Origin of the sequence: Clostridium saccharoperbutylacetonicum N1-4(HMT) (assembly GCF_000340885.1) — a bacterium.
In the GTDB taxonomy this organism is placed as follows: Bacteria; Bacillota; Clostridia; order Clostridiales; family Clostridiaceae; genus Clostridium; species Clostridium saccharoperbutylacetonicum.
Map to the genome: position 1 here is coordinate 5,690,360 of NC_020291.1, position 21,729 is coordinate 5,712,088.

20 protein-coding genes are annotated in these 21,729 nt (G+C 30.5%); 8 read left to right on the top strand and 12 right to left on the bottom strand.

Annotated elements, in window-relative coordinates:
- Positions 1-23: 23 nt before the first annotated feature.
- Both CSPA_RS25015 and CSPA_RS25020 read right to left on the bottom strand, forming a co-directional pair.
- Positions 24-698, bottom strand: coding sequence for an HAD family hydrolase (locus CSPA_RS25015; protein ID WP_015395206.1), 675 nt, complete (start codon positions 696-698; stop codon positions 24-26).
- A 45-nt stretch (positions 699-743) separates the two neighbouring features.
- Entirely contained in the window at positions 744-1,361 is a 618-nt protein-coding gene (locus CSPA_RS25020) for a TetR/AcrR family transcriptional regulator (RefSeq protein WP_015395207.1), read from the bottom strand.
- Between the two features lie 176 nt (positions 1,362-1,537).
- Here CSPA_RS25020 and CSPA_RS25025 point away from each other — a divergent pair, with 176 nt between their 5' ends.
- The 4 genes from CSPA_RS25025 to CSPA_RS25040 are packed head-to-tail and all read left to right on the top strand — an operon-like array spanning position 1,538 to position 7,187.
- Positions 1,538-3,265 carry an ABC transporter ATP-binding protein gene (locus CSPA_RS25025; RefSeq protein ID WP_015395208.1) on the top strand — a complete coding sequence of 576 codons (1,728 nt, stop codon included), beginning with the start codon at positions 1,538-1,540 and terminating at the stop codon, positions 3,263-3,265.
- Positions 3,265-5,118: an ABC transporter ATP-binding protein gene (locus CSPA_RS25030; RefSeq protein WP_015395209.1), complete on the top strand. Its 1,854-nt coding sequence runs from the start codon at positions 3,265-3,267 to the stop codon at positions 5,116-5,118. The genes CSPA_RS25025 and CSPA_RS25030 overlap by 1 nt, the downstream gene beginning before the upstream one ends.
- A gap of 43 nt (positions 5,119-5,161) precedes the next feature.
- Complete coding sequence (locus CSPA_RS25035) at positions 5,162-5,824, top strand: efflux RND transporter periplasmic adaptor subunit (protein WP_015395210.1); 663 nt, start codon at positions 5,162-5,164, stop codon at positions 5,822-5,824.
- A gap of 34 nt (positions 5,825-5,858) precedes the next feature.
- The gene (locus CSPA_RS25040) at positions 5,859-7,187 is read left to right on the top strand and encodes an efflux RND transporter periplasmic adaptor subunit (protein WP_015395211.1); all 1,329 of its coding nucleotides are present in this window, start codon (positions 5,859-5,861) and stop codon (positions 7,185-7,187) included.
- A gap of 211 nt (positions 7,188-7,398) precedes the next feature.
- Here the strand turns inward: CSPA_RS25040 and CSPA_RS25045 are convergent, their stop codons facing one another.
- Genes CSPA_RS25045 through CSPA_RS25055 form a run of 3 tightly spaced genes read right to left on the bottom strand, consistent with a single transcriptional unit; the run spans position 7,399 to position 10,651 of the window.
- Positions 7,399-8,946 (bottom strand): DHA2 family efflux MFS transporter permease subunit, encoded by a 1,548-nt coding sequence (locus tag CSPA_RS25045; RefSeq protein WP_015395212.1) that lies wholly within the window; start codon positions 8,944-8,946, stop codon positions 7,399-7,401.
- Positions 8,947-8,960: 14 nt separating this feature from the next.
- Positions 8,961-9,614 (bottom strand): HlyD family secretion protein, encoded by a 654-nt coding sequence (locus CSPA_RS25050; RefSeq protein ID WP_015395213.1) that lies wholly within the window; start codon positions 9,612-9,614, stop codon positions 8,961-8,963.
- 47 nt (positions 9,615-9,661) lie between these two features.
- Positions 9,662-10,651: an HlyD family secretion protein gene (locus tag CSPA_RS25055; protein ID WP_015395214.1), complete on the bottom strand. Its 990-nt coding sequence runs from the start codon at positions 10,649-10,651 to the stop codon at positions 9,662-9,664.
- Between the two features lie 293 nt (positions 10,652-10,944).
- Between CSPA_RS25055 and CSPA_RS25060 the strand changes: the two genes are divergently transcribed.
- Positions 10,945-11,520 (top strand): TetR/AcrR family transcriptional regulator, encoded by a 576-nt coding sequence (locus tag CSPA_RS25060; protein ID WP_015395215.1) that lies wholly within the window; start codon positions 10,945-10,947, stop codon positions 11,518-11,520.
- Between the two features lie 168 nt (positions 11,521-11,688).
- Here CSPA_RS25060 and CSPA_RS25065 read toward each other — a convergent pair whose 3' ends face one another.
- A complete protein-coding gene (locus tag CSPA_RS25065; protein ID WP_015395216.1) occupies positions 11,689-12,366 on the bottom strand; it encodes a peptidylprolyl isomerase in 678 nt (225 codons plus the stop codon).
- Between the two features lie 372 nt (positions 12,367-12,738).
- Here CSPA_RS25065 and CSPA_RS25070 point away from each other — a divergent pair, with 372 nt between their 5' ends.
- Positions 12,739-14,466 carry a methyl-accepting chemotaxis protein gene (locus CSPA_RS25070; RefSeq protein WP_015395217.1) on the top strand — a complete coding sequence of 576 codons (1,728 nt, stop codon included), beginning with the start codon at positions 12,739-12,741 and terminating at the stop codon, positions 14,464-14,466.
- 81 nt (positions 14,467-14,547) lie between these two features.
- Here the strand turns inward: CSPA_RS25070 and CSPA_RS25075 are convergent, their stop codons facing one another.
- The 6 genes from CSPA_RS25075 to CSPA_RS25100 all read right to left on the bottom strand — a co-directional run bounded on the left by CSPA_RS25075 (position 14,548) and on the right by CSPA_RS25100 (position 19,199).
- Positions 14,548-15,528 carry a DUF5692 family protein gene (locus CSPA_RS25075; RefSeq protein ID WP_015395218.1) on the bottom strand — a complete coding sequence of 327 codons (981 nt, stop codon included), beginning with the start codon at positions 15,526-15,528 and terminating at the stop codon, positions 14,548-14,550.
- A 129-nt stretch (positions 15,529-15,657) separates the two neighbouring features.
- Positions 15,658-16,224 (bottom strand): TetR/AcrR family transcriptional regulator, encoded by a 567-nt coding sequence (locus CSPA_RS25080; RefSeq protein WP_015395219.1) that lies wholly within the window; start codon positions 16,222-16,224, stop codon positions 15,658-15,660.
- Between the two features lie 64 nt (positions 16,225-16,288).
- Positions 16,289-16,717: an HD domain-containing protein gene (locus CSPA_RS25085; RefSeq protein WP_015395220.1), complete on the bottom strand. Its 429-nt coding sequence runs from the start codon at positions 16,715-16,717 to the stop codon at positions 16,289-16,291.
- 24 nt (positions 16,718-16,741) lie between these two features.
- A complete protein-coding gene (locus tag CSPA_RS25090; protein WP_015395221.1) occupies positions 16,742-17,029 on the bottom strand; it encodes a GNAT family N-acetyltransferase in 288 nt (95 codons plus the stop codon).
- Between the two features lie 673 nt (positions 17,030-17,702).
- A complete protein-coding gene (locus CSPA_RS25095; protein WP_015395222.1) occupies positions 17,703-18,098 on the bottom strand; it encodes a YmaF family protein in 396 nt (131 codons plus the stop codon).
- A gap of 168 nt (positions 18,099-18,266) precedes the next feature.
- On the bottom strand, positions 18,267-19,199 hold the full coding sequence (locus tag CSPA_RS25100; RefSeq protein WP_015395223.1) for a DUF2935 domain-containing protein: 933 nt from the start codon (positions 19,197-19,199) through the stop codon (positions 18,267-18,269).
- A 203-nt stretch (positions 19,200-19,402) separates the two neighbouring features.
- Here CSPA_RS25100 and CSPA_RS25105 point away from each other — a divergent pair, with 203 nt between their 5' ends.
- On the top strand, positions 19,403-19,678 hold the full coding sequence (locus CSPA_RS25105) for a metal-sensing transcriptional repressor (RefSeq protein WP_015395224.1): 276 nt from the start codon (positions 19,403-19,405) through the stop codon (positions 19,676-19,678).
- An 8-nt stretch (positions 19,679-19,686) separates the two neighbouring features.
- On the top strand, positions 19,687-21,552 hold the full coding sequence (locus CSPA_RS25110) for a heavy metal translocating P-type ATPase (protein WP_015395225.1): 1,866 nt from the start codon (positions 19,687-19,689) through the stop codon (positions 21,550-21,552).
- Positions 21,553-21,729: the final 177 nt, after the last annotated feature.

Consider the following 21,729-nt stretch of genomic DNA (forward strand, 5'->3'; position numbering starts at 1 on the left):
ATGTCTCTTCCAAATATCAATAATCATTGAATATTGATATTTGATATTTGGGCGATGTATTCTTTAATTTCAAATAAATCCTTAAAACTCTTTTTGCAATATTTCAATATTTCCTCATCTGGCTTTTTTAAATCTTCAACATGTAATGCCAACATTTCAGCCTTATATGCAGCGTCAATGCCTGCAGAGGAATCCTCCACAACAGCACAATTTTCTGGAGCAATACCAATGCTTTGCGCTGCCTTTAAAAATATTTCTGGATTTGGTTTAGACTTTGTTATATCATCTCCGCAAATAACAGCATCAAATTCAGCTTCTATGTTAGCCATCTTTAACTGCATAATCATTCTATCTCTTTTAGCTGAAGTCGCAAGTGCTATTTTAAAATTATTATTTTTAAGAAATCCCAATATTTCTTTTGCGCCAGGCTTCATAGGAACCTTGCCTTCTTCTACTGCCTGTTTTAACATTTTATCTTTTTCCTTATACATTTCTAGTATAGGCAAATCTTGACCATACACTTCTTTAAATATTTTCATTACATTTTCTCGGCCACGCCCCATTACAGATGCATAAACTTCTTGTGTCATTGTATATCCATGCTTTTGAAATATCTCTATCCAGTGTTCTAAATAAATTCTTTCAGTATCAAATATTACTCCATCCATATCAAATAATACGGCTTTAATTTTTTTCATCTTGTTCCTCCTACCAATCCCCAATACTTTTGAAGCTTTATTAATCTAAAATATTCCTAATATATCATATTCTTTAACGCTTCTTAATTCTGGTGCAACATTAAACATCGATTCATACATATATCTTGCTGCTGTCTTAAAATCAAAACCGCCATTTTTAAGACTCCAGGTAACAGCTGTTGAATGAGTTATTTGTTTCAGTAATATAGCCAATACTTCTGGTTCTGCTTTATTTAAAAACTCTCCACTTTCTTGTCCTTTTCTTATTATCTCACATTCAACTTTAATCATTTCTTTTCTCTCTTCACTTATTTTAAAAGTTCCCACATCATCTTTTAAATTTTTTATAATTAATTGTTTCACAATATTTACACCTGAATTTTCAACAAAATCTAAAAAATTCTTATTTAAAAGCCATAATTGTTCAACATAAGAATCGGCAGTCAAAATTGTAGTAAGATCATAAGGAGTTACTTTACTTGGAATCTTATAATAGTCCCTTAAAAGTTCATCCTTAGATTTAAAGTAATAATAAAAGGTATGCTTGTTAATACCGCTTGCAGCACAAATTTCATTTAAAGTAACTGTTTCAAAAGTCTTCTCATTAAATAAATTAAGGGCAACTTCTCTTATTCGCTTCTTAGTTGAATTTTCATATTCCACAATATTTCACCTCCATCTCCAAGTCATTACAATTCAGGTCAATAGTATCAACTACTTTTTAATATGTCAACCTTGAATTATACTAACATTATATACTTTAACAACCGTATTTACAAACCTATTATACCGTAGTATCATAAAATCTATACAGTAGTTTAAAGAGGTGATGATTTTATATGACCAGATTAATGAAATACTTTGAACCCTATATTCTATTTATTCTACTTGCAGTTATGTTGTTATTTGGACAAGCAATTTGTGATCTTTCCTTGCCTGACTATATGTCTGACATTGTTAATAAAGGAATAGCTAATAATAATTCACTTTATATAATAAAAACAGGCTTTAAAATGATTGGAATATCTCTTGTAAGTGCAATCTTCAGTGTTGCTGTAGGTTTTTTTGCTGCTAAAGTTGCTGCTGGACTGTCTCAAACTTTAAGAATTGATTTATTCAAAAAAGTAGAAAGCTTTTCCAGTGCCGAATTCGATAAATTTTCAACATCTTCTCTTATAACCAGAACAACCAATGATATTACCCAAATACAAACCCTTATTGTTATGGTTATAAGAATTGTTTTTTATGCACCAATTCTAGGTATTGGTGGTGTTATACACGCACTAGCAAATAGTAAATCCATGTCGTGGATTGTTGTGCTTTCTATAGTGGTGCTTTTATGTATCATTTTAACTATGTTCGTTTTAGTAATGCCAAAATTCAAAATAGTTCAAAGCTTAATTGATAAGCTTAATTTAGTAGTTCGTGAAAATCTAGATGGTATGCTTGTAATTAGAGCTTTTAATACTCAAAAATTCGAAGAAAATAGATTTGATAAAGCTAATAAAAATTTAACAGATACTAATCTTTTTATTAATAGAGTCACCTCGGGGATGATGCCTGCTATGATGTTATTAATGAATTTAGTTACAGTTTTAATTGTTTGGGTTGGAGCTAAGCAGGTATCCGCTTTTAAGATGGATGTTGGAGAAATGATGGCATATATGCAATATGTTATGCAAATAATAATGGCATTTTTAATGATGGCAATGATGTTTATCATGATTCCAAGAGCTTCTGTTTCTGCAGCTCGTATTGCAGATGTTCTTGAAACAGACCCATCAATAAAAGATCCTATTTCTCCAGTAAATATTAAAGCTTCCTTAAAAGGGCTTATAGAATTTAAAAATGTCTGCTTTAGTTATCCTGGTGCAGAAGAAGATGTTCTTCATGATATTAATTTTATTGCAAAACCAGGTGAAACAACTGCTTTTATAGGTTCAACAGGAAGTGGTAAATCCTCTTTGGTTAATTTAATTCCAAGATTTTATGATGCAACCAAAGGTGAAGTTTTAATAGATGGTATTAATGTAAATGACTTATCTCTTTATGATTTAAGAAATAACTTAGGCTATGTACCACAAAAAGGAATTTTATTTTCTGGAACTATAAACAGCAACATTGCTTATGGTGGCAAAAACTCAACTGAAGCTGATATTTTAAAAGCAGCTGAAATAGCTCAAGCAATGGAATTTATAGATTCAAAAGAAGATCGATTTGAAACTTCAATAGCACAAGGTGGTAATAATGTTTCCGGTGGTCAAAAGCAACGTTTGTCAATTGCTCGTGCCTTGGTTAAAAAACCTCAAATATGTATTTTTGATGACAGTTTTTCAGCCTTAGATTTTAAAACAGATGCTGCCCTTAGAAGAGCAATAAAGAATGAAACTGGTTCAAGTACAGTTTTACTAGTAGCCCAAAGAATAAGCACAATAATGACTGCAGACCAAATAATAGTTTTAGATAAAGGTCATATTGTTGGGAAAGGTACACACAATGAACTTATGGAAACTTGTGAAGTCTATAAGGAAATTGCTTTATCTCAGCTTAGCAAGGAGGAATTATAATGAGTGAAAAAAAGCCAGCTTCACGTGGAAGAGGTCCTATGGGCATGGGCGGCGGTATGGGAGCAATGGCTGGAGGAGAAAAAGCAAAAAACTTTAAAAGTACAATGCTTACTTTATTTTCATATATGTCAGAATTCAAAGGAAGAATAATTGTAGTTATAATTTTTGCTATATTTTCATCTATTTTTTCCATTGTAGGACCTAAAATTCTAGGTAAAGCAACAACAAAACTTTTTGAAGGTTTAATTGCCTGGAGTATGGGTTTAAATCTTTTAACAGATTTCGATTATATAAGAAATTGCATTTTATTACTTGTATTTTTATATATTATTTCTTCAGTTTTTGCATATGTTCAAGCTTATATAATGTCTGGAGTATCCATGAAAATAACTTACAGATTCAGAAAAGATATTTCAGAAAAAATAAATAAGCTTCCATTAAAATATTTTGATACAAGAACTCATGGAGAAGTATTATCTAGAATAACTAATGATGTTGATACCTTAAGTCAAACTTTAAATCAAAGTTTAACTCAATTAATAACTTCTACAACAACTGTTATTGGTGTACTAGTAATGATGCTTAGCATAAGCCCTCTATTAACCCTTGTTGCATTTTTGACAATACCATTATCAGGTGGTCTCATTGTATCTGTTGCAAAGAAATCACAAAAGTATTTCAAAACTCAACAAGAATATATTGGACATATGAATGGACATATTGAAGAAATATATTCTGGTCACAATGTGGTTCAAGTATTCAATGGTGAAGAAGAGGCTATATCTAAATTCGAAAAATTAAATGAGGAAGTATATGATTCAGCTTGGAAATCTCAATTTCTTTCAGGAATGATGATGCCAATTATGACCTTTGTAGGTAATATTGGTTATGTTTTAGTCTGTATCTTAGGTGGATATTTGGCTGCTAAAAAAACCATAGATGTTGGTGATGTTCAAGCCTTTATTCAATATATACGTTCTTTTAATCAGCCAATTGCTCAATTAGCTAATATCTCCAATACTTTACAATCAACGGCTGCTGCTGCTGAACGTGTATTTGAATTTTTAGGTGAAGAAGAACAAACTCCTGAAGCTGAAAGTCCTATAAAACTTGATAAAGTAATTGGGAATGTTGAATTTAAAAATGTAAAATTTGGTTATAACGATGATAAAATCATTATTAATAATTTTTCTTCTATAATAAAAGCAGGACAAAAGGTTGCCATAGTTGGTCCTACTGGTGCTGGAAAATCTACAATAATAAAACTATTAATGCGTTTCTATGATATTAATTCTGGCGCAATTTTAGTTGATAATCATAATATTAATGATTTTACCAGAAATGATCTGCGAAGTATGTTTGGTATGGTACTTCAAGATACTTGGCTGTACAATGCAAGCATTTTAGATAATATTAAGTATGGAAATTTTGATGCTACTCATGAGCAGATAATTAAGGCTTCAAAGGCTGCTCATTGTGATGAATTTATACGAGCTCTACCTGATGGATATGACTTAATCCTAAATGAAGAAGCAAGCAATATATCTCAGGGACAAAAACAGCTTTTAACTATTGCTCGTACAATTCTAGCAGATCCTAAAATACTTATTTTAGATGAAGCAACAAGTTCTGTAGACACTAGAACAGAAGTCCTTATTCAAAAAGCAATGGATAATCTTATGTCTAATAGAACAAGCTTTGTAATTGCTCATAGATTATCGACTATAAAAAATGCCGATGTAATTCTAGTAATGAAGGATGGCGATATTATAGAGCAAGGTAATCATGAAACTTTACTTAAAGCCAATGGCTTCTATTCTGGACTTTATAAGAGTCAGTTTGAAAATAGTTAATCAATGATCATTTAACATTTCTAATATAAAGGAGAAGTGAGTTATGGAACAATCAAAGAAAGCTAAATTAAAAAAAGTTTTTTCTAAAAAAACACTTTATTCAATTATTATTGTACTTGTAATCCTTGCTGGTAGCGTAGGCTATTATTTTTATAGTAAAAGTATTAATTATTTCACTACTGATAATGCTAAAGTTACAGCAAAAATGTATCCAATTACTCCAGTGACTTCTGGAAAAATTTTAGAATGGAATGTAAGTGCTGGTGATTTAGTAAAGAAAGATGAAGTATTGGGGAGACAGGAAGTCTTACCATACATTACGTCTCCTATAGACGGCACTGTAGTAAAAAGTGATGCTATCAAAAACCAAACTGTTGCTGCAACAAACCAGCTTGCTGTGGTTGCTGATACAGCTAACATGTATATAGGCGTTAATGTTGAGGAAACAGATATAATGAAAATCAAGGTTGGACAACAAACAGAAGTTGAAATAGATGCCTACCCTGGTAAAACTTTTAAAGGCAAAGTAACTGACATAGACGATACAACACAAACTTACTTTTCAGCTTCAGCTACAAGTCTTACAACTAGTGGAACCTACACAAAAGTTACTCAGCTTATACCAATTAAAATAACTATCGATAATAATGAAAAACTGCCTATGACCTTAGGGATGAATGCAGTAGTTTCAATAAAACTCAGATAACTAATTCTAAATAATACGAAAGGATTGGATAGATATGAAGAAAGTAATTTTAGGTGCTTTATGTTTAATATGTACAAGTACATTATTAATAAGCTGCAATAATAATTCAGATATAGCCAATGTAACTATCACTAAAGTAAAAATGTCTAATTCAATAAGTGATAATACTTATACTGCAAATGTTGAATCTGGAGATAAAATTTCTATAATTCCAAGTGCCGCAGGTAAGATTCAAACAATAAATGTTGATGTTGGACAATCTGTAAAAAAAGGCGATACTCTTTTTACTATTGATAATACAGAATTAACCTATAAAGTAAATCAAGCGCAAGCAAACTATGATGCTGCTAATATAGCATATGACAAAACTGCTGGTGGTTCAGCTAAACAAGCTCAAAATGATGCTGCAACTGCTTTAGAAAAAGCAAAGAATGAGTTAAAGGATGCACAAAATCAATACCAAAATAATACTGCCATTGCTTCTGCTCAAACTGCTTATAATGATGCAAAAGCAAATTATGACCGTACTAATACCCTTTATCAAGCTGCCGCAGCTACAAAGGTTGATTTAGATACTGCAAAAAGTAAATTGGATACTGCTTCAGCTGCTTTAGATATAGCAAAAGCTACTGCTGAAACAAGGCTAAATAATGCAAAGACTAGTTTTGCTGCTGCAAGCCAAAATGCTTCAATTACAAGTTCAGTTTTAAATCCTGATAATATTGCTGCTGCAAAAGCTCAAGTGGATAGTGCTAAAGCTGCCTTAGATATAGCAAATCATCAGCTTGAAAATGCAACTGTAACTGCTCCTATTGATGGGAAAATAAGTGCAAAAAATATTTCAGTTGGGGAATTAGCTCCTACACAAACCCCTTCACTTGTTTTAGAAAATGAAGCTGCCCTTAATGTTCTCATTAAAGTTACTGAAACCAATATAAATTCAATAGCTGTAGGAATGGCTGCAAAAATATCTGTACCATCTACTGGAATATCTTACGATGGAGCCATAACTACAATTTCACCTTCAGCAGATCAAAAAACAGGTATGTTTGATGTTAAGATAAATATTACTAATCCAGACGATAAAATAAAAATAGGTATGGTAACTAATATTTCACTTGTAGATTCAAAGTCAGATAATTCTTTATTAGTTCCAAATGAATCTGTAATTAATGAAGATGGCAGCTCCTATATATATGTTATTAATGGTGATAAATTAACTAAACGAGCTGTAACGCTTGGACAAGCAAAAAATCAATATATTGAAGTTAAAGATGGCGTATCAGCTGATGATCAAGTAGTAGTTGAAGGTAGTTCAAATATGAAAGATAACGGAAAATTTAATATAGTTAAAAGTAATTAATATATTTCAATTGTCAATGAGCAATACTCAATTATCATTGAACATTGATTGATGACTTTCTTTGGAAATCATTAAATTTTGAACAATTATTTTTACAACTATACATCATAATAAAACTCCTCACAATATATTTTATATATTACTGAGGAGTTTTACTTTATGCTTATTGTAGTCTACAAATTTTAATATTTCAAAAAACCTTCCTAGTCATTTATTCTTGCAAAGCTGGTTCCGCTTTATACTTTTTCTTATCTGTAATAAGGAATACTAAAATTAGTGCTATAACTGCTGCAACAGCAGCTCCAGCTAATGCATATTCAATTCCTTCAATATACGACTGCCTATAAATTAGTTGAGTAATTGTATATGTTACTACATTATTTGAATCACTTTGTGAATATCCATTCTGCATATATAAGGCTTGGAGCTGACTGATAATAGAACTTGTAGTTGTATTAAAGGATGTTACCTGCTCAGATAACCTTGCATAATTTAAATCACATTTGCTTTGTATCATATTTGTCATAATTGTTACGCCTAATGATCCTGCAATTTGCTTAATTGTATTGTTTATTGAAGAACCTTGTCCTGCTAATTTATAAGAAACAGCATTAAGTCCTGCAGTTGTTATAGGCATAAAAGAAAGCCCAAGTCCTATTCCACGAATAATCATCACTAACTGTATATAAAACTTACTTGTATCTATATTTATAAATGCTAATTTATATGAACTTAGAATTAACAAACATAAACCAATAACACATGGAATTTTAGCTCCAATCTTATCAAAGAGCTTACCACTAATAGGCATTACAAATGCTTGTGCTATTGCTGGTATAAATAAAATTTCCCCTGTCTCCATTGCTGAGTACCCTCTTATATTCTCTAAAAACAATGGCATTACATACATTCCTCCCATGAAGGCAAACATCAATATTGATTGTATTATTTGACTTATGGTAAAAGTGAAATTATTCAATACGCGCAATTCCATTAACGGATTCTCAATACTTAATTCATTAATAATAAATAATATAAAACAAAATAAACTGAGTATTATTAAAATAGGATTTTTTATATCTTCAAAATTTAAGTTTGTTCCTTCTCCCAAAACATATAATAAACTTACTATTGCTAGTGTTGAAGTTATCAATCCAATATAATCAAATTTTGAAGCCACATTTGTCTCATCATTTTCAAGCAAAATTATAGCTAGAAGTGTGCCCAATATTCCTATTGGCACATTTATATAAAATATTATTCTCCAATCTAATTTTTCTATGATATATCCACCAAGAGTTGGTCCTATTGCTGGAGCTGATAATGCTGCAATCCCCCAAATTCCAATAGCAGTACCACGCTCATTTTTAGGAATTCTTTGCATCATCATAGTCATGCTAATAGGCATTATCATTCCACCACCTATTGCCTGTATAATTCGGAAGAATATCATAGTTCCATTGCTCCAAGAAATCCCACATAGAAATGATCCAATTGTAAAAGTTGCAATAGCAAAAATAAACATTTTTTTCGTTCCAGCAACGTCACTAAGATATCCTGTAACAGGAACTATAGCACCTAAAGTAAGAGTATATGCTGTTAATACCCATTTAACATCATCTAGTGAAGCCCCAAAGACTGACATTATTTTGGGAATTGCAATATTAACAATACTACTATCTAATGCAGACATAAAAGATCCAATTACAAGTACAAATAGCATTGACCATTTTGATGAAGTACTCATATTCTTCTTCATTTCTTTGCCCTCCACTATTTTATATGAATTTTAATAACTGCATTTGTTCCTGGTAAAAACTGATCATTAATTTTATCAAATTCAATTTTAACAGGTATTTTTTGCACAACTTTTGTAAATGTACCTCCTGTTGAGGTTGGAAGAATTGAAAAAGTTGAATTTGAAGCTTTTCCTACATACTTTACTTTCCCTGTGAAAACTTTCCCATCAATTTGATCTACTTTTATGTCAACACTTTGTCCTTGTTTCACTTTTCCAAGCTTAGTTTCCTCTATATTTGCAGTAATATATAATTTATTAGGATCAACAATCATAGCCACAGATTGACCTGCTGCCTCAATTTCTCCGACATTTCCAACCTTTTTGAGTATAATTCCACTAATTGGTGCTCTTATTACAGATTGATCAATATTAGCATCTGGTAAGCTCCCCATATCCTGTCTACCAATTATTTGATCTTGTTTTACACTTTCTCCTTCCTCAACATTAAATTCAAGAAGCTTTCCTGAAATCTGAGGACTTACCTTAATGAGATCTCCTGTGATCTTTGCATCTTCTGTTGAAACAAAGTGATTACTATCATACCAATAATAGAACCCAACACTTACAAGTGCTCCAATCATAACTGTAAATACAATCCCCATTAACATTTTACGTTTTCTATTCATATTATTTTCTCCCTTCATTCATGTCGTTTTTCATACCCAGCTTTACACTATCCTTCACTTATTCCTATTTCAGCAAACATTCCAGGTTTTAGAAGTGGATCTTTATCGTCAAACTTAATCTTCACAAGGATATTCTTATTTTTTGAATCTATTGTAGAATCTATTACTGATACCTTTCCTTTGAACTCTTTTCCTTGTATTTCTGAAACCTTAATTACGACTTCCTGATCAACATATACTTTATTGATATATGTTGATGGAATATAAGCATTTATGCTAATAGTATCCAAATTAACAATTGTAAGTAGTGGTGCACCTGCTGAAGCTAATTCACCAGAATTAATATTCCTTGAAGTTACAATTCCTGAAATCGGAGATATAATTTTCTCATTCTGTAACTGAACCTGAGCTGTATTTAACGCTGCTTCTGCACTTTTCACTTGTGCTTCTGCTACTGCTATAGTTTCATCTGTTTCTCCTTTGTTTAGCATATCTAGAGCTGCCTGGGCAGATTTTACTGTTGATTCTGCTGATACATAAGCTGTCTCACTTTGCTCAAGTTGAGATTTAGGAATTTCACCAGCTTCATAAAGACTTTTATTTCTTTCATTATTAACTTTAGTATTTTCATAATTTGCTTTAGCTGCATAAAGAGCTGCTGTAGCTTGCTCTATTTGTTCAGGCCTTGACCCACTTTTTATTTTGTTTAAACTTGCTTGCGCCGCATCGACACCTGCTTGAGCTTGCGCTACTTGAGCCTGAAGATCCTTTGAATCTAAAGTAATTATATAATCACCTTTGTTTACAGTTGAACCAACATCTATATCTAAATTTGCAATTCTTGCATTAATTTTTGATGTTATGACTACACTTTCATCTGCTTGTACCTTACCAGATATACAATAGTTAATCTTATTATCCTGAACACTAACAGTTTCATCTGTATTAATATTCTCATCTTTATTATTTGAACATCCAAATAATGTAGCATTAGTTAATAGTAAAATAATCATTATCCACAATACATTCTTCTTCATAAGACTTTACTCCCTTAATTAAATTAATAATTTGTATTTCTAAATTTCCCTCATTATTTTGAAAACACAGTCCAAGGCTTTTGAATTTCTTCATTCTATATATTAATTTCTTTAGCCTTCTTATTCAATACACAATGATAATCATTATCGTTAGTTATCCTACAATCCATACTCTATTTGTTTGATAACATACAATTTTATGCATATTAATTGCTACTATTAGGATATTATTGTATATTGGTATTAATGGAAATTTCTTCACTACACGTTTAAGAAAAGGTCTGAGGTGACTTATGAATAAAAAAACTGATTTACGAATATTAAAAACACGTGAAAATATAAGAACTTCTTTTATAAATTTATTATTGGTTAAAAATTTTAAAGACATCACTGTTCAAAACATCATAGATGAAGCATTAATAGGCAGGTCAACTTTTTATGATCATTATTATGATAAATATGATTTACTTGAACACCTTGTAAATGAAATTCTAAATGAATTTAATTTATTCATTAAAGATAGGTTTAATCTAAATTCCCATGAGGATTTTATAAACTTTTTTTCAAGCGTTTTGGAATACTATTCTAAAAAACGGAATGTATTTTTGGCATTGCTTAACGTTCATACTGAAGCTATTGATTTATATAATAGCTTACAAAATATCCTAAAGGAAGGTTGTTCTTATTATTGGGATAATATGAATATCGACACAAAATTTACTCTTCCTAAAGAATACTTTTGCAGGATATATGCCTCAACTGCAATGATTTCACTTCAATGGTACATGGAAAATAATGAAGATTGTAGTCCCCAATACCTTATGGAGACTTTTGGTGCTTTAAAACTTCTAGTATCTGGATTACTTTAAGTTTAGCAATTTCTAATTTACAAATATTAAACATAAATTTATAAAATATAAAACCATGTAAGTAATATGAATTTATCAATTCACGTTACCTACATGGTTTTATTAATATCTTTATAAAATAATATCCTAATCTAAATCCACATAATTTTCATTAATTACTATCTTAAGTTATTTTTTCTTTGGCTCACTATATTGCACGCCTCTTGTGTCTACAGTAATTGATGTAATAACTACATCTTCTTTAGGTGCATCAGCTGAATTAGTTGATACATTTTGTATTTTATCTACTACATCCAAGCCTGAAATCACTTTACCAAAAGCTGCATACTCACCATCAAGATTTGCTGCATCTCCTGACATTATAAAAAATTGGCTTCCAGCACTATTAGGATCACTAGTCCTTGCCATTGAAAGGACTCCTTTTGTATGTTTTAAACTGTTTGCAAATCCATTAGAAGTAAATTCGCCTTCAATTGAGTATCCAGGTCCCCCAGTTCCGTCACCCTTCGGATCTCCACCTTGAATCATAAAATTCTTTATCACTCTATGAAATTTTAAATTGTTATAAAAATTCTTATTAGCTAGATCTATAAAATTATTAACTGTATTTGGAGCAATCTCAGGATATAATTCTGCTTTAATAACACCATATCCATTTACTGTTATAGTTGCTATTGGCAAATTTTTATTTTCTTCTATAGAACTTTTCTCACTAGTTTCACTAGCTTTTGATTCAGTATTAGACTTTTCTTTCGCAATGGACACATTATTTCCACAACCCATTAACATAAATAAGCTTGTTAATATTGTTATGAAAAATAAACTTAAATATCTTTTTGTTTTCATACTTTTTCCACCTTATTTATTTTTTAATTTCTCAAGATCATCTTAGTTTTTCATTACTATATAATATCAGAAATCTCTTCAACCGTCTAATTTAATTAAAATTATCTATTTAAATATAAAATTACCATTAATAATTATATCCTTTAAAATAATTTTTATTTATCAAATAAAAATTATTTATATAAATATCCATAGCCTATTTTAGAAGTATAAGCTTAACTTGCAAGTCTAAAGATAAAACTTTCTTATTCGATTATAGTATGGTATAACCAATTATTCTATTCTTATAATTAATTACCATATTTTCTTAGAACATATGGCTAAAATACACATTCATAAGTAATTATTGTATATGAGAGGAGCTAATAATAAATGTTAAAAAATCTAAAAATTTTTCATAAAGTAACACTTTTATCTGTGATACTTTTAATTTTCACCTGTATTGTTGGATTTACAGGTTATTCCTTCACTAAAAATTCTAATGAAAATTTATCAACAATGTATAATAGCGATATGAAAGCTATAAATATACTTGATGATATTAGAATTCAGGCAAGAACCTGTCAATATGATTTAGTTAACCTTATTATGTACAAAGGTGATACTGACAATCAAGCTGCCTATTTAAAAGAAATGAATGAAAAAATTGATGGCATAACAAATGCTATAGCCAAATATAAAGCTTTGGATTTAACTGATGATGAAAAAGATGATATAAACAAACTTGAAAGCAATCTGCCTCAATATAAAAGTCTATGTTATAAAATAAAAGATATGGCTTATTCTGAAAATATAAAAACTCAAGAAATAACTAGTTTTATGGCTGAAAATAAAGACCTTCTAGATGTTTTTCGTAGTAGCGCTAATGCACTTTTAAAATCTAATATTCAAAACGCTGACGATATATATACAAAAACACAAAGTGCTAATGCTCAATCTATAAAAACACTTTCAATTATTATTATACTATCAATAATTCTAGGAATAATAATTACTTATCTGATAGTAAAACCAATTACTTCTGCACTAAGTATAGCAACAAATTATCTTGGAATACTTGCAACTGGTGATTTTACCAGCAATATTTCACCAAAATTATTGAATGTTAAAGATGAAATTGGACAAATGCTAAGAGCCGTTGACAAGATGCAAAAATCCATCAAAGAATTGTTAAGCTCAGTAATTAATGAATCCTCAAATATTGTAAATATGATTGGTACTACTAATAGTAATATAGAAAGATTATCAAATGAAATGCAAGATGTCTCATCAACTACTGAAGAGCTTTCTGCAGGAATGCAGGAAACCGCTGCTTCAACTGAAAAAATGAATTCTGTTTCAACAGAAATACAGGCTACTGTCAAAATAATTGCTACAAAGGCAACTGAAAGCTCAAATGTATCAACAGATATAAGTAATAGAGCTAATAAGGTAAAAACAGATGCTATTTCTTCTCAAAAGAGTGCAGATGAAATCTATGCTTCAACTAATAAAAATTTAAGAGAAGCTATAGAACAATCTAAAGCTGTTGAACAAATTAGAACGTTATCTAATTCTATATTAGAAATTACTTCACAAACAAATCTACTTGCACTTAACGCATCAATTGAGGCTGCAAGAGCTGGTGAAGCTGGAAAAGGCTTTGCAGTTGTAGCTGCCGAAATAGGAAAGCTTGCTGAAGATTCTGAAAGTGTTGTAAATGAAATACAAAATGTAACCCAAACAGTATTAACTTCTGTAGAAAATCTTGCTGCTAGTTCTAATGAACTATTAGAATTTGTTGATAAAAGTGTTAAACAAGATTATAGTTCTATGGTCAAAACAGGTGAAACATATAACAAAGATGCTGAAAATATTTATAGTTTATCTAATGATTTTAGTACTGCAACTACACAGATAAGTAAGTTAATGCAAAATATTGCAGCTTCTCTTGAAGGCATAAATATGGCTACAAATGAAGGAGCTGAAGGAACTATTAGTATAGCTGAGAAAACTACTACTGTAGTAGAAATGATTTCAGATATCACAAAGCAAACTAATTCAATGAAGGAAAGTATTAATACTTTATCCTTATTAGTATCTAAATTTAAGATTTCTTAAGTATTTTTTACAATTTATCTTTGAGTATATCAACCAAGTATTTTTAACCAAATGAGCTTAGTTGATATACTCTTTTAATTTTTATTGTGCAAGAGTTTCCACTTCTCTATATTTAACTAAATCTGTATATAATTCACCAAGATACGGATTTCTTCTTGTCTTAACTATTTTCCAAATCATATATACAAATACTGCTACATTAGAAATTAATGCTGCAAAACTAAATGCAAAAAGTGGAACTGCATTATATGTGGAAGAAACTGCAAAGGTTCCTTTATCCATAAATGCTGGGAAAGTTTGTGCAAACATACACCATAAGGCTAAAGTTTGTGCACGATGTTGTAGCCACGCTCCTTTTCCTATTGTAAAAGCGCAAACTGTAGGTGCTAATAATAATGCAAACCCACAATACCAAGCATGACCTGGTAAACAATTATAAGTGTATGCAAAATTCCAAAGATCATAGGCTACGATCCAAAACCATAACATGTCTGGCCATAACATATCCATACTTCCATCCTTTGAAGTCTTTTTTCTAATGCAAATTCCAAACCATCCAGTTATAGTAATAATATTCAAAATTCCTGCAATTCCATTCATGAAATTCCAAGGGCCTCCAAGCACATACATTGCCTCATCTGCTAAGATTCCGCCTCCAGCATATTGCATCCCAACTTGAAAGTCACGACTTACAGCTTCAACAATATTAATGGCAAGAATTAGTGGAGGAAAGATTAATGCCCATTTCATATCAGCCAATTTCCATTCCTTACCAGTTAATTTATTTTTGCCTTTAACATGTCTAATACACCAAAAACCTATACATCCCGCTGTTGAAGAATATACTTTTGCTAAATGAAACCAATCCGTATACGTTGTATCTTTTAACACTGTAAACCACAAAATCGAAAGACCTATTGGTAAAATAACAAAACAAAAAAATCCAACATATTTCGATCTACGAGTAACCTCATTTAACCCAAACAGTGCAACAAAAACTAATACCCAAACACCCCATACACTCAATACGGATGCTCCTTCTGCATAATTGAAAGTAAACATTTAAGATCCCCCTTATTATGAAATTTTTACCATCTACATATTAATTATAGGTTCTCGAAAACGTTTCATTCAATAGACAAATCAGCTAATCTGTATGAATTGCATGTATTAACTATTAAATTATCTTTTCTATGCTTCTTTAGCAAAGGAAGCTACAGATCGAGGAATACTTCCTGTTATCATTATTAATAACTTCTTAAGTATAATTTGTGGTTCTACCACCATATCTTTATCTATCCAATCTATAATTAGACCATTAAATATATGTCTATAAAAATTGATAATAAAAATCCTATCATCCTTAGGTAATTTCACTTTCATTTTATTTACACACTCTGTAATAACATCACCAAGCAACTTATTAGTAAAATCAGTAAAATAAATATTAGCTTCTGACCAATATGAAGAGTGATAAACATGAAGAATCATTTTTGAATTGTTCTTTAAATAATTAAGGGTAGCAAGAAAGCCTCCCTCCCAATTTTCAAAGGTTCTATTTTGTGCTATTTCTTTAGTTACTTCTTCTAAAACTATAGATTTAAAAATATCCATTATATCAGTAAAATAATAATAAAAAGTCTGTCTATTTACATTACAGTGATTGCAAATTTCCTTAATGGTTATTTTGTCTATGAATTGCTTAGATAATAACTCTTTAAATGAATTAATAATTGCAATTTTGGCATTTTGTTTCATAAGCTTTTCCTCCTATTAGCCAAATGTCATTTATTCATAATTGCTAAAATTTAGAAATTTTATTTTACTCTTTCTCAAGAACATTACTTATTCTATCTGCCGCTTTCCGATATTTTTCTGCCCTTCGATAATCCCTTTCTGTTGGAACTTCAATTCTTGATAAATCCATATTATCTTTTAAATCAGCTAATTTTATATAACAGGCTAACTTATTATCAAGAATTCTACTTATAAAATCATCATAGCTTTCATTTTCTCTCCTTGATAATGCATCTATGGCAGTTATCACTTCTTCTGAAAACCCTTGATTTCTTAAGTTATCTAATGTAATATCTGTGTCTTCAATTACATCATGAAGTACTGCACATATTCTTTCTGGTTCATTTTTCCTTGAAAGCATTAGTCTTAGTGGATGTAATATATATGGTTCACCGGCTTTATCTACTTGGCCTTTATGCGCATTTGCAGCTAATGCTATAGCTTTTTCAAGCATTTAATAACACCTCCAAAAAAATAATTATTGTTCTAATGAGTTATATAAAACACTAGTATATTCCTCATTCTTATCAAATTCTTTTTTGGCATAGTCGCATACTGGTATTATCTTTTTATTATTTAAAAGCGCAAAATCTACAACTTTCTTTACTAATATTTTTCCTACGCCTTTACCTTTTAACTCTTCGTAAACATAAGTATGCTCTATTTTTATTATTTCCTTTTCCATATCAGTTAATATTATCTGAGCTAAAGGCTTTTCTTCTGAATCTCCAATATAAAATTTATTTGTCCCTTTTTTTATCTCCATAATCCAATCCCCTTACTAACATAAATTAATTTACATATTTTTCTTACACTTCTATTATAACCAAATATAGTTTATATAACAAAAAATAATAAAAGAAATGCTTTAAGCTCTTTTTACTCAAAGTATTTCTTCTATTCATTATATAATTATTTATATATTAGTTTAGTCCTTACCATATAGGTATCCAACGCGAGAATTAGATTTATGCGAAAAATTACCGAAATCAGATACATTTATCTTCCACAGGACTAGTGAAATTTTCGCTGGAAGGTTCTAAATGGCGGCTTGTAGTAATTTCAGCGTGTTCCAGATGTAAAATCTGGACAAGCTGAAATGAAACAAGCCCCCATTAACAACCTTCAACAGCTCAATTTCACATGCCTGCTTCCAGAAAAATGTATCTGATTTCTAGTGTAGTGTTATGATTATAATTTCTCAATAATGCATGTATATTTCATTTATAAGTTTGATTATTAATTTGGACATCTATACCATTTACATATTAAAAAGTTCATTTATTATTTATTTCTAGCAACTTCATATACATCCCTTATAGCATACATAATGCTTTGTACTTGGCTTACATCTCCTATTATTTAATATAAATTCAGTGTTAATTGCCCCAAATACAAATGTATTTAATCTTAAATCAATATGATTAAATATAACATCTTTAGTAATTATTTTCCTTTGGCATGCTTGTAGGATCTTCCACTTGAGTTATAAGATAATAATTATGCTCATGCCCATCATCATAAGTTGTTGTTCCTCTCAATAAATGAACATGTTTTCTTCCATTAAGATAAAGGGCTGGACCAGTAGTTTCACTTATTTCATGATAATGATGAGCAGATGTATCTATAAATACATTTACTTTGTGAACATGAGATTGACCATACCTAATTGATGGCCCAGTAATACCTGCAATGTGATGACTATGTTCTATTCCCTCATCATCCTTTACATAATCTACACTTGACTGGAATTCATGATTATGAGTTTCTCTTTTACTGTTTTGATTCTGATTTTGATCATTATAACTCCCGTAGTTGTTATAATTATTTTCCATTAAAATATCCTCCAAATAATTTCAATACTATATACTATTCATTGAATTTTAAAAAGTGAAATATATAATTTAAAATAAGTGCATATGCTAATCATATACACCCATTCTTCTCTATTATATAAAATTCTCACCTTAAGCTATACCTTCTAAATCTATTAGAATTTACAATCAATCTTCAGCTTTTCTAAATATTTTTAATAATCTTAAATAGTGACTTGCTTCACGTAATGTATGATCTCCTAACAATGGTATTATTATAGACTTAATCTTACATTCCACTAACCCTTGAGTCCCTTGTGCCTTAAAACTTCTTATCGACTTGGTTGCCTCCAAACTTTCATCTGTAACTTTAGAAATTGGTATTGATTGATTCATAGCTTCTTTTGCTTCTCTAGTTAATATATCAAACTGATGCCCGAAGTTATTTGCAGTATTTATTAGTTCATCTTCAGTTGGATCTAGTAATCCTCGTATAAATTTTGAATGTTCAGCCATAATTCTATTCCAGAAAGTTTCTTGTTCATAAGCTTCTCTCTCTATATGAATTTCTTCACGATTTTGAAGTCTTTGAACTAGCATAAAATAAAACTTTGCTTCTCTTAAAATATGATCTATAAGCAATGGATAATTAACCGTAAATATCCTGCAAGATAAAACTTCTGATAATAATACAGTCTTAAATCTTATTAAGCCTCTAGTTAATTCCATTGCCCTGTTGTTAATGGCAAATACTTTTTTCTCAAGCTCTTCATGATTATGTCTGCTAAAAGAACTACTCATTAATTCAGCTTCTACCTTAGTAAGATCAGTCGCAATTTTCACTCCTGTAAAATATGCTGATGCCTTTTCAGCTTCAAGGGTAAAAGGAGTTACTACTTCACCAGACTGTAATACATCACTGCTTACAACGCCTTCAGACATAGTAATTACATCATATAAAAGGTTATCGAAGCCCATTCTAAAAGCATCTGCTTCATCTATATAATTTGAATTCTTTGGTGTAAACCCTATTTCCAAAAAAAATGAATGTTCCTTCATAATTCTTGCAAAGAAAAGATGTAATTCTAATGATTGTCGTATAAATTTATTACTAGATAACATGTTAATTTCTCCCAATACAATGATTCAATAACAATTCCATTATATTAATTTTCTCTGCTAACTGTTACTCTCTCATCATAAATTCCAAAGTTAAAAAATTGTTTGTCATAAGTAATTGACAAAAATAATTTCCATCAGTATTATATACCTATACCCCCTATGGGTATATGTATATAATAAAAAATTATTAGGAGGCTGTGAATATGCGTCAATGTATGGATGTTCCAAAAATTCAAACTAGAATAAAAAAAATTGAAGGTCAACTCAGAGCTATATCAGAAATGATAAACAAAGATGTGCCCTGCGAAGATGTTTTAATACAAATTAATGCTGCTAAAAGTGCCTTACACAAAGTTGGTCAAGTCGTATTAGAAGGACATTTACAACACTGTGTTCGTGATGGTATAGAACATGGTGATGCTGATAAGACAATTGCTGACTTTGCAAAAGCAGTAGATCTTTTTTCAAGAATGGTATAGGTGACAAAATGGATAAAATGAAAGAATTTCTTGAAGATGAAGATAAGCGTACTGTTATATTTTTGATACTATCTGCTTTCTCACTACTTATTAGTTTCTTACATATATGGAATTTTAAAATTGATATAGCTTGGCTGGCAATTATATTATGCGGTGCACCTATTGTAAAAGGCGCAATTGTAGGACTTGTAACTGAATTTGATATTAAGGCAGATGTTTTAGTTGCCGTTGCACTTGTTGCATCTGTTCTAATTGGTGAAACTTTTGCAGCTGGTGAAGTTGCATTTATTATGACATTAGGAGCATTATTAGAAGAACGAACTGTTGCTAAAGCACGTGAGGGAATTGAAAAATTAGTAACGCTTACTCCTAGAACTGCTAGAATTGTACGTGATGGAATTGAAAGTATAATACCAGCTGAAGAAGTTAAAATTTCTGATATTCTACGTGTACTTCCTGGTGAAACTATTGCTGTAGATGGTATTATTACATCTGGTCAAACATCTATTAATCAATCTGTAATGACAGGTGAATCTATGCCAGTTGATAAAGGTGTAGGTGATGAAGTTTTTAGTGGAACAGTTAATCAATTTGGTGCCTTTGATATGAAAGCTACAAAGGTTGATGAAGATAGTTCTCTTAAGAGAATGATTAAACTTGTTGAATCTGCTGATGCAAGTAAAGCTAAAATTGTTGGAATGGCTGATAAATGGGCTACTTGGATAGTTGTAATAGCCCTTGTATCCGCTGCTGGCACTTGGTTTGTTACAGGTGAAATTATTCGTGCTGTTACAATACTTGTTGTATTCTGCCCATGTTCTTTAGTTCTTGCAACACCTACAGCTATTATGGCTGGTATTGGAAATGCTACGAAACATGGTATTCTTGTTCATGAAGGTGACACACTTGAAAGATTAGCAAAAGTAAGAAGAATTGCATTTGATAAAACTGGTACTTTAACATATGGGAAACCTGATGTAGTTGCAATTGAAAGTTTTGATACTAGCATAAGTTCAGAAAAATTATTAGCAATAACAGCTTCTGCAGAACTTCGTTCTGAGCATCCTCTAGGCAAATCTATAGTTTCACATTTTAAAACTATATCAAGCCACACTCTTGAGGATCCTCAAGAATTTGAACTTATTGCCGGCCGTGGTGTTAAATCTATAGTTAGCGGTAATACAATTCTTGCAGGAAATACTGAATTATTGACTGAAAATTCTATAGAAATTTCTAAAGAAATATTGGACAAATCATCAACCTTTATAAAAGAAGGTTGTACAGTTATCTACATAGCTGTTAATTCTCAAACTTCAGGTTTTATAGTTTTATCTGATACCTTACGTGAAGATTCTAAATCCATGATAAAAAAACTAAATTCTATCAATGTTGAAAGTATCTTATTAACTGGCGATAATCCACAAGCTGCTTCTCATATTGCTAAAAACGTTGGTATTACAAATGTTCATGCTGAATGCTTGCCAGAAGATAAAATGTCTGCAATTGAAGCGTATCAAAACAATAATGAAATGATATGCATGATTGGAGATGGAATTAATGATGCCCCTGCACTAAAGAAAGCATACGTAGGTATCGCAATGGGGGGCATTGGAAGTGATATTGCTGTTGATGCAGCAGATATTGCCCTAGTTAGTGATGATATAAAATCTATTCCTCATTTGCTTAGTCTAGCACAAAAGACTATGAATACAATAAAATGGAATTTATCTCTTTCTATGTTATTAAACTTTGTAGCTATAATACTTGCAATGACAGGTATATTAAATCCAATACTTGGAGCATTAGTACATAACTTAGGTTCAGTTGCAGTTATAATAAATTCAGCATTACTATTGAACTTTAAAGATAAATAAATGTCTATTTTCATATTATATATAGATATCCAAAGCAAGAATTATACTTATGCAAAACTTACCGAAATCAGATACATGTATATTCCATTTATAAGTTTGATTATTAAATTGGATATCTATATGTTCCAATCATCCCCATTCAATTATCACTTCTCATTAGTCACTAAATCCATCCAT

Coding starts and splice junctions, on each gene's coding strand:
- CSPA_RS25065 (WP_015395216.1), bottom strand. CDS start 12,366: ATGAAAACAAAAAGATATTTAAGTTTATTTTTCATAACAATATTAACA.
- CSPA_RS25090 (WP_015395221.1), bottom strand. CDS start 17,029: ATGGAGATAAAAAAAGGGACAAATAAATTTTATATTGGAGATTCAGAA.
- CSPA_RS25110 (WP_015395225.1), top strand. CDS start 19,687: ATGGATAAAATGAAAGAATTTCTTGAAGATGAAGATAAGCGTACTGTT.
- CSPA_RS25080 (WP_015395219.1), bottom strand. CDS start 16,224: ATGAAACAAAATGCCAAAATTGCAATTATTAATTCATTTAAAGAGTTA.
- CSPA_RS25100 (WP_015395223.1), bottom strand. CDS start 19,199: ATGTTATCTAGTAATAAATTTATACGACAATCATTAGAATTACATCTT.
- CSPA_RS25105 (WP_015395224.1), top strand. CDS start 19,403: ATGCGTCAATGTATGGATGTTCCAAAAATTCAAACTAGAATAAAAAAA.
- CSPA_RS25060 (WP_015395215.1), top strand. CDS start 10,945: ATGAATAAAAAAACTGATTTACGAATATTAAAAACACGTGAAAATATA.
- CSPA_RS25050 (WP_015395213.1), bottom strand. CDS start 9,614: ATGAATAGAAAACGTAAAATGTTAATGGGGATTGTATTTACAGTTATG.
- CSPA_RS25075 (WP_015395218.1), bottom strand. CDS start 15,528: ATGTTTACTTTCAATTATGCAGAAGGAGCATCCGTATTGAGTGTATGG.
- CSPA_RS25085 (WP_015395220.1), bottom strand. CDS start 16,717: ATGCTTGAAAAAGCTATAGCATTAGCTGCAAATGCGCATAAAGGCCAA.
- CSPA_RS25095 (WP_015395222.1), bottom strand. CDS start 18,098: ATGGAAAATAATTATAACAACTACGGGAGTTATAATGATCAAAATCAG.
- CSPA_RS25070 (WP_015395217.1), top strand. CDS start 12,739: ATGTTAAAAAATCTAAAAATTTTTCATAAAGTAACACTTTTATCTGTG.
- CSPA_RS25035 (WP_015395210.1), top strand. CDS start 5,162: ATGGAACAATCAAAGAAAGCTAAATTAAAAAAAGTTTTTTCTAAAAAA.
- CSPA_RS25045 (WP_015395212.1), bottom strand. CDS start 8,946: ATGAAGAAGAATATGAGTACTTCATCAAAATGGTCAATGCTATTTGTA.
- CSPA_RS25030 (WP_015395209.1), top strand. CDS start 3,265: ATGAGTGAAAAAAAGCCAGCTTCACGTGGAAGAGGTCCTATGGGCATG.
- CSPA_RS25015 (WP_015395206.1), bottom strand. CDS start 698: ATGAAAAAAATTAAAGCCGTATTATTTGATATGGATGGAGTAATATTT.
- CSPA_RS25055 (WP_015395214.1), bottom strand. CDS start 10,651: ATGAAGAAGAATGTATTGTGGATAATGATTATTTTACTATTAACTAAT.
- CSPA_RS25040 (WP_015395211.1), top strand. CDS start 5,859: ATGAAGAAAGTAATTTTAGGTGCTTTATGTTTAATATGTACAAGTACA.
- CSPA_RS25025 (WP_015395208.1), top strand. CDS start 1,538: ATGACCAGATTAATGAAATACTTTGAACCCTATATTCTATTTATTCTA.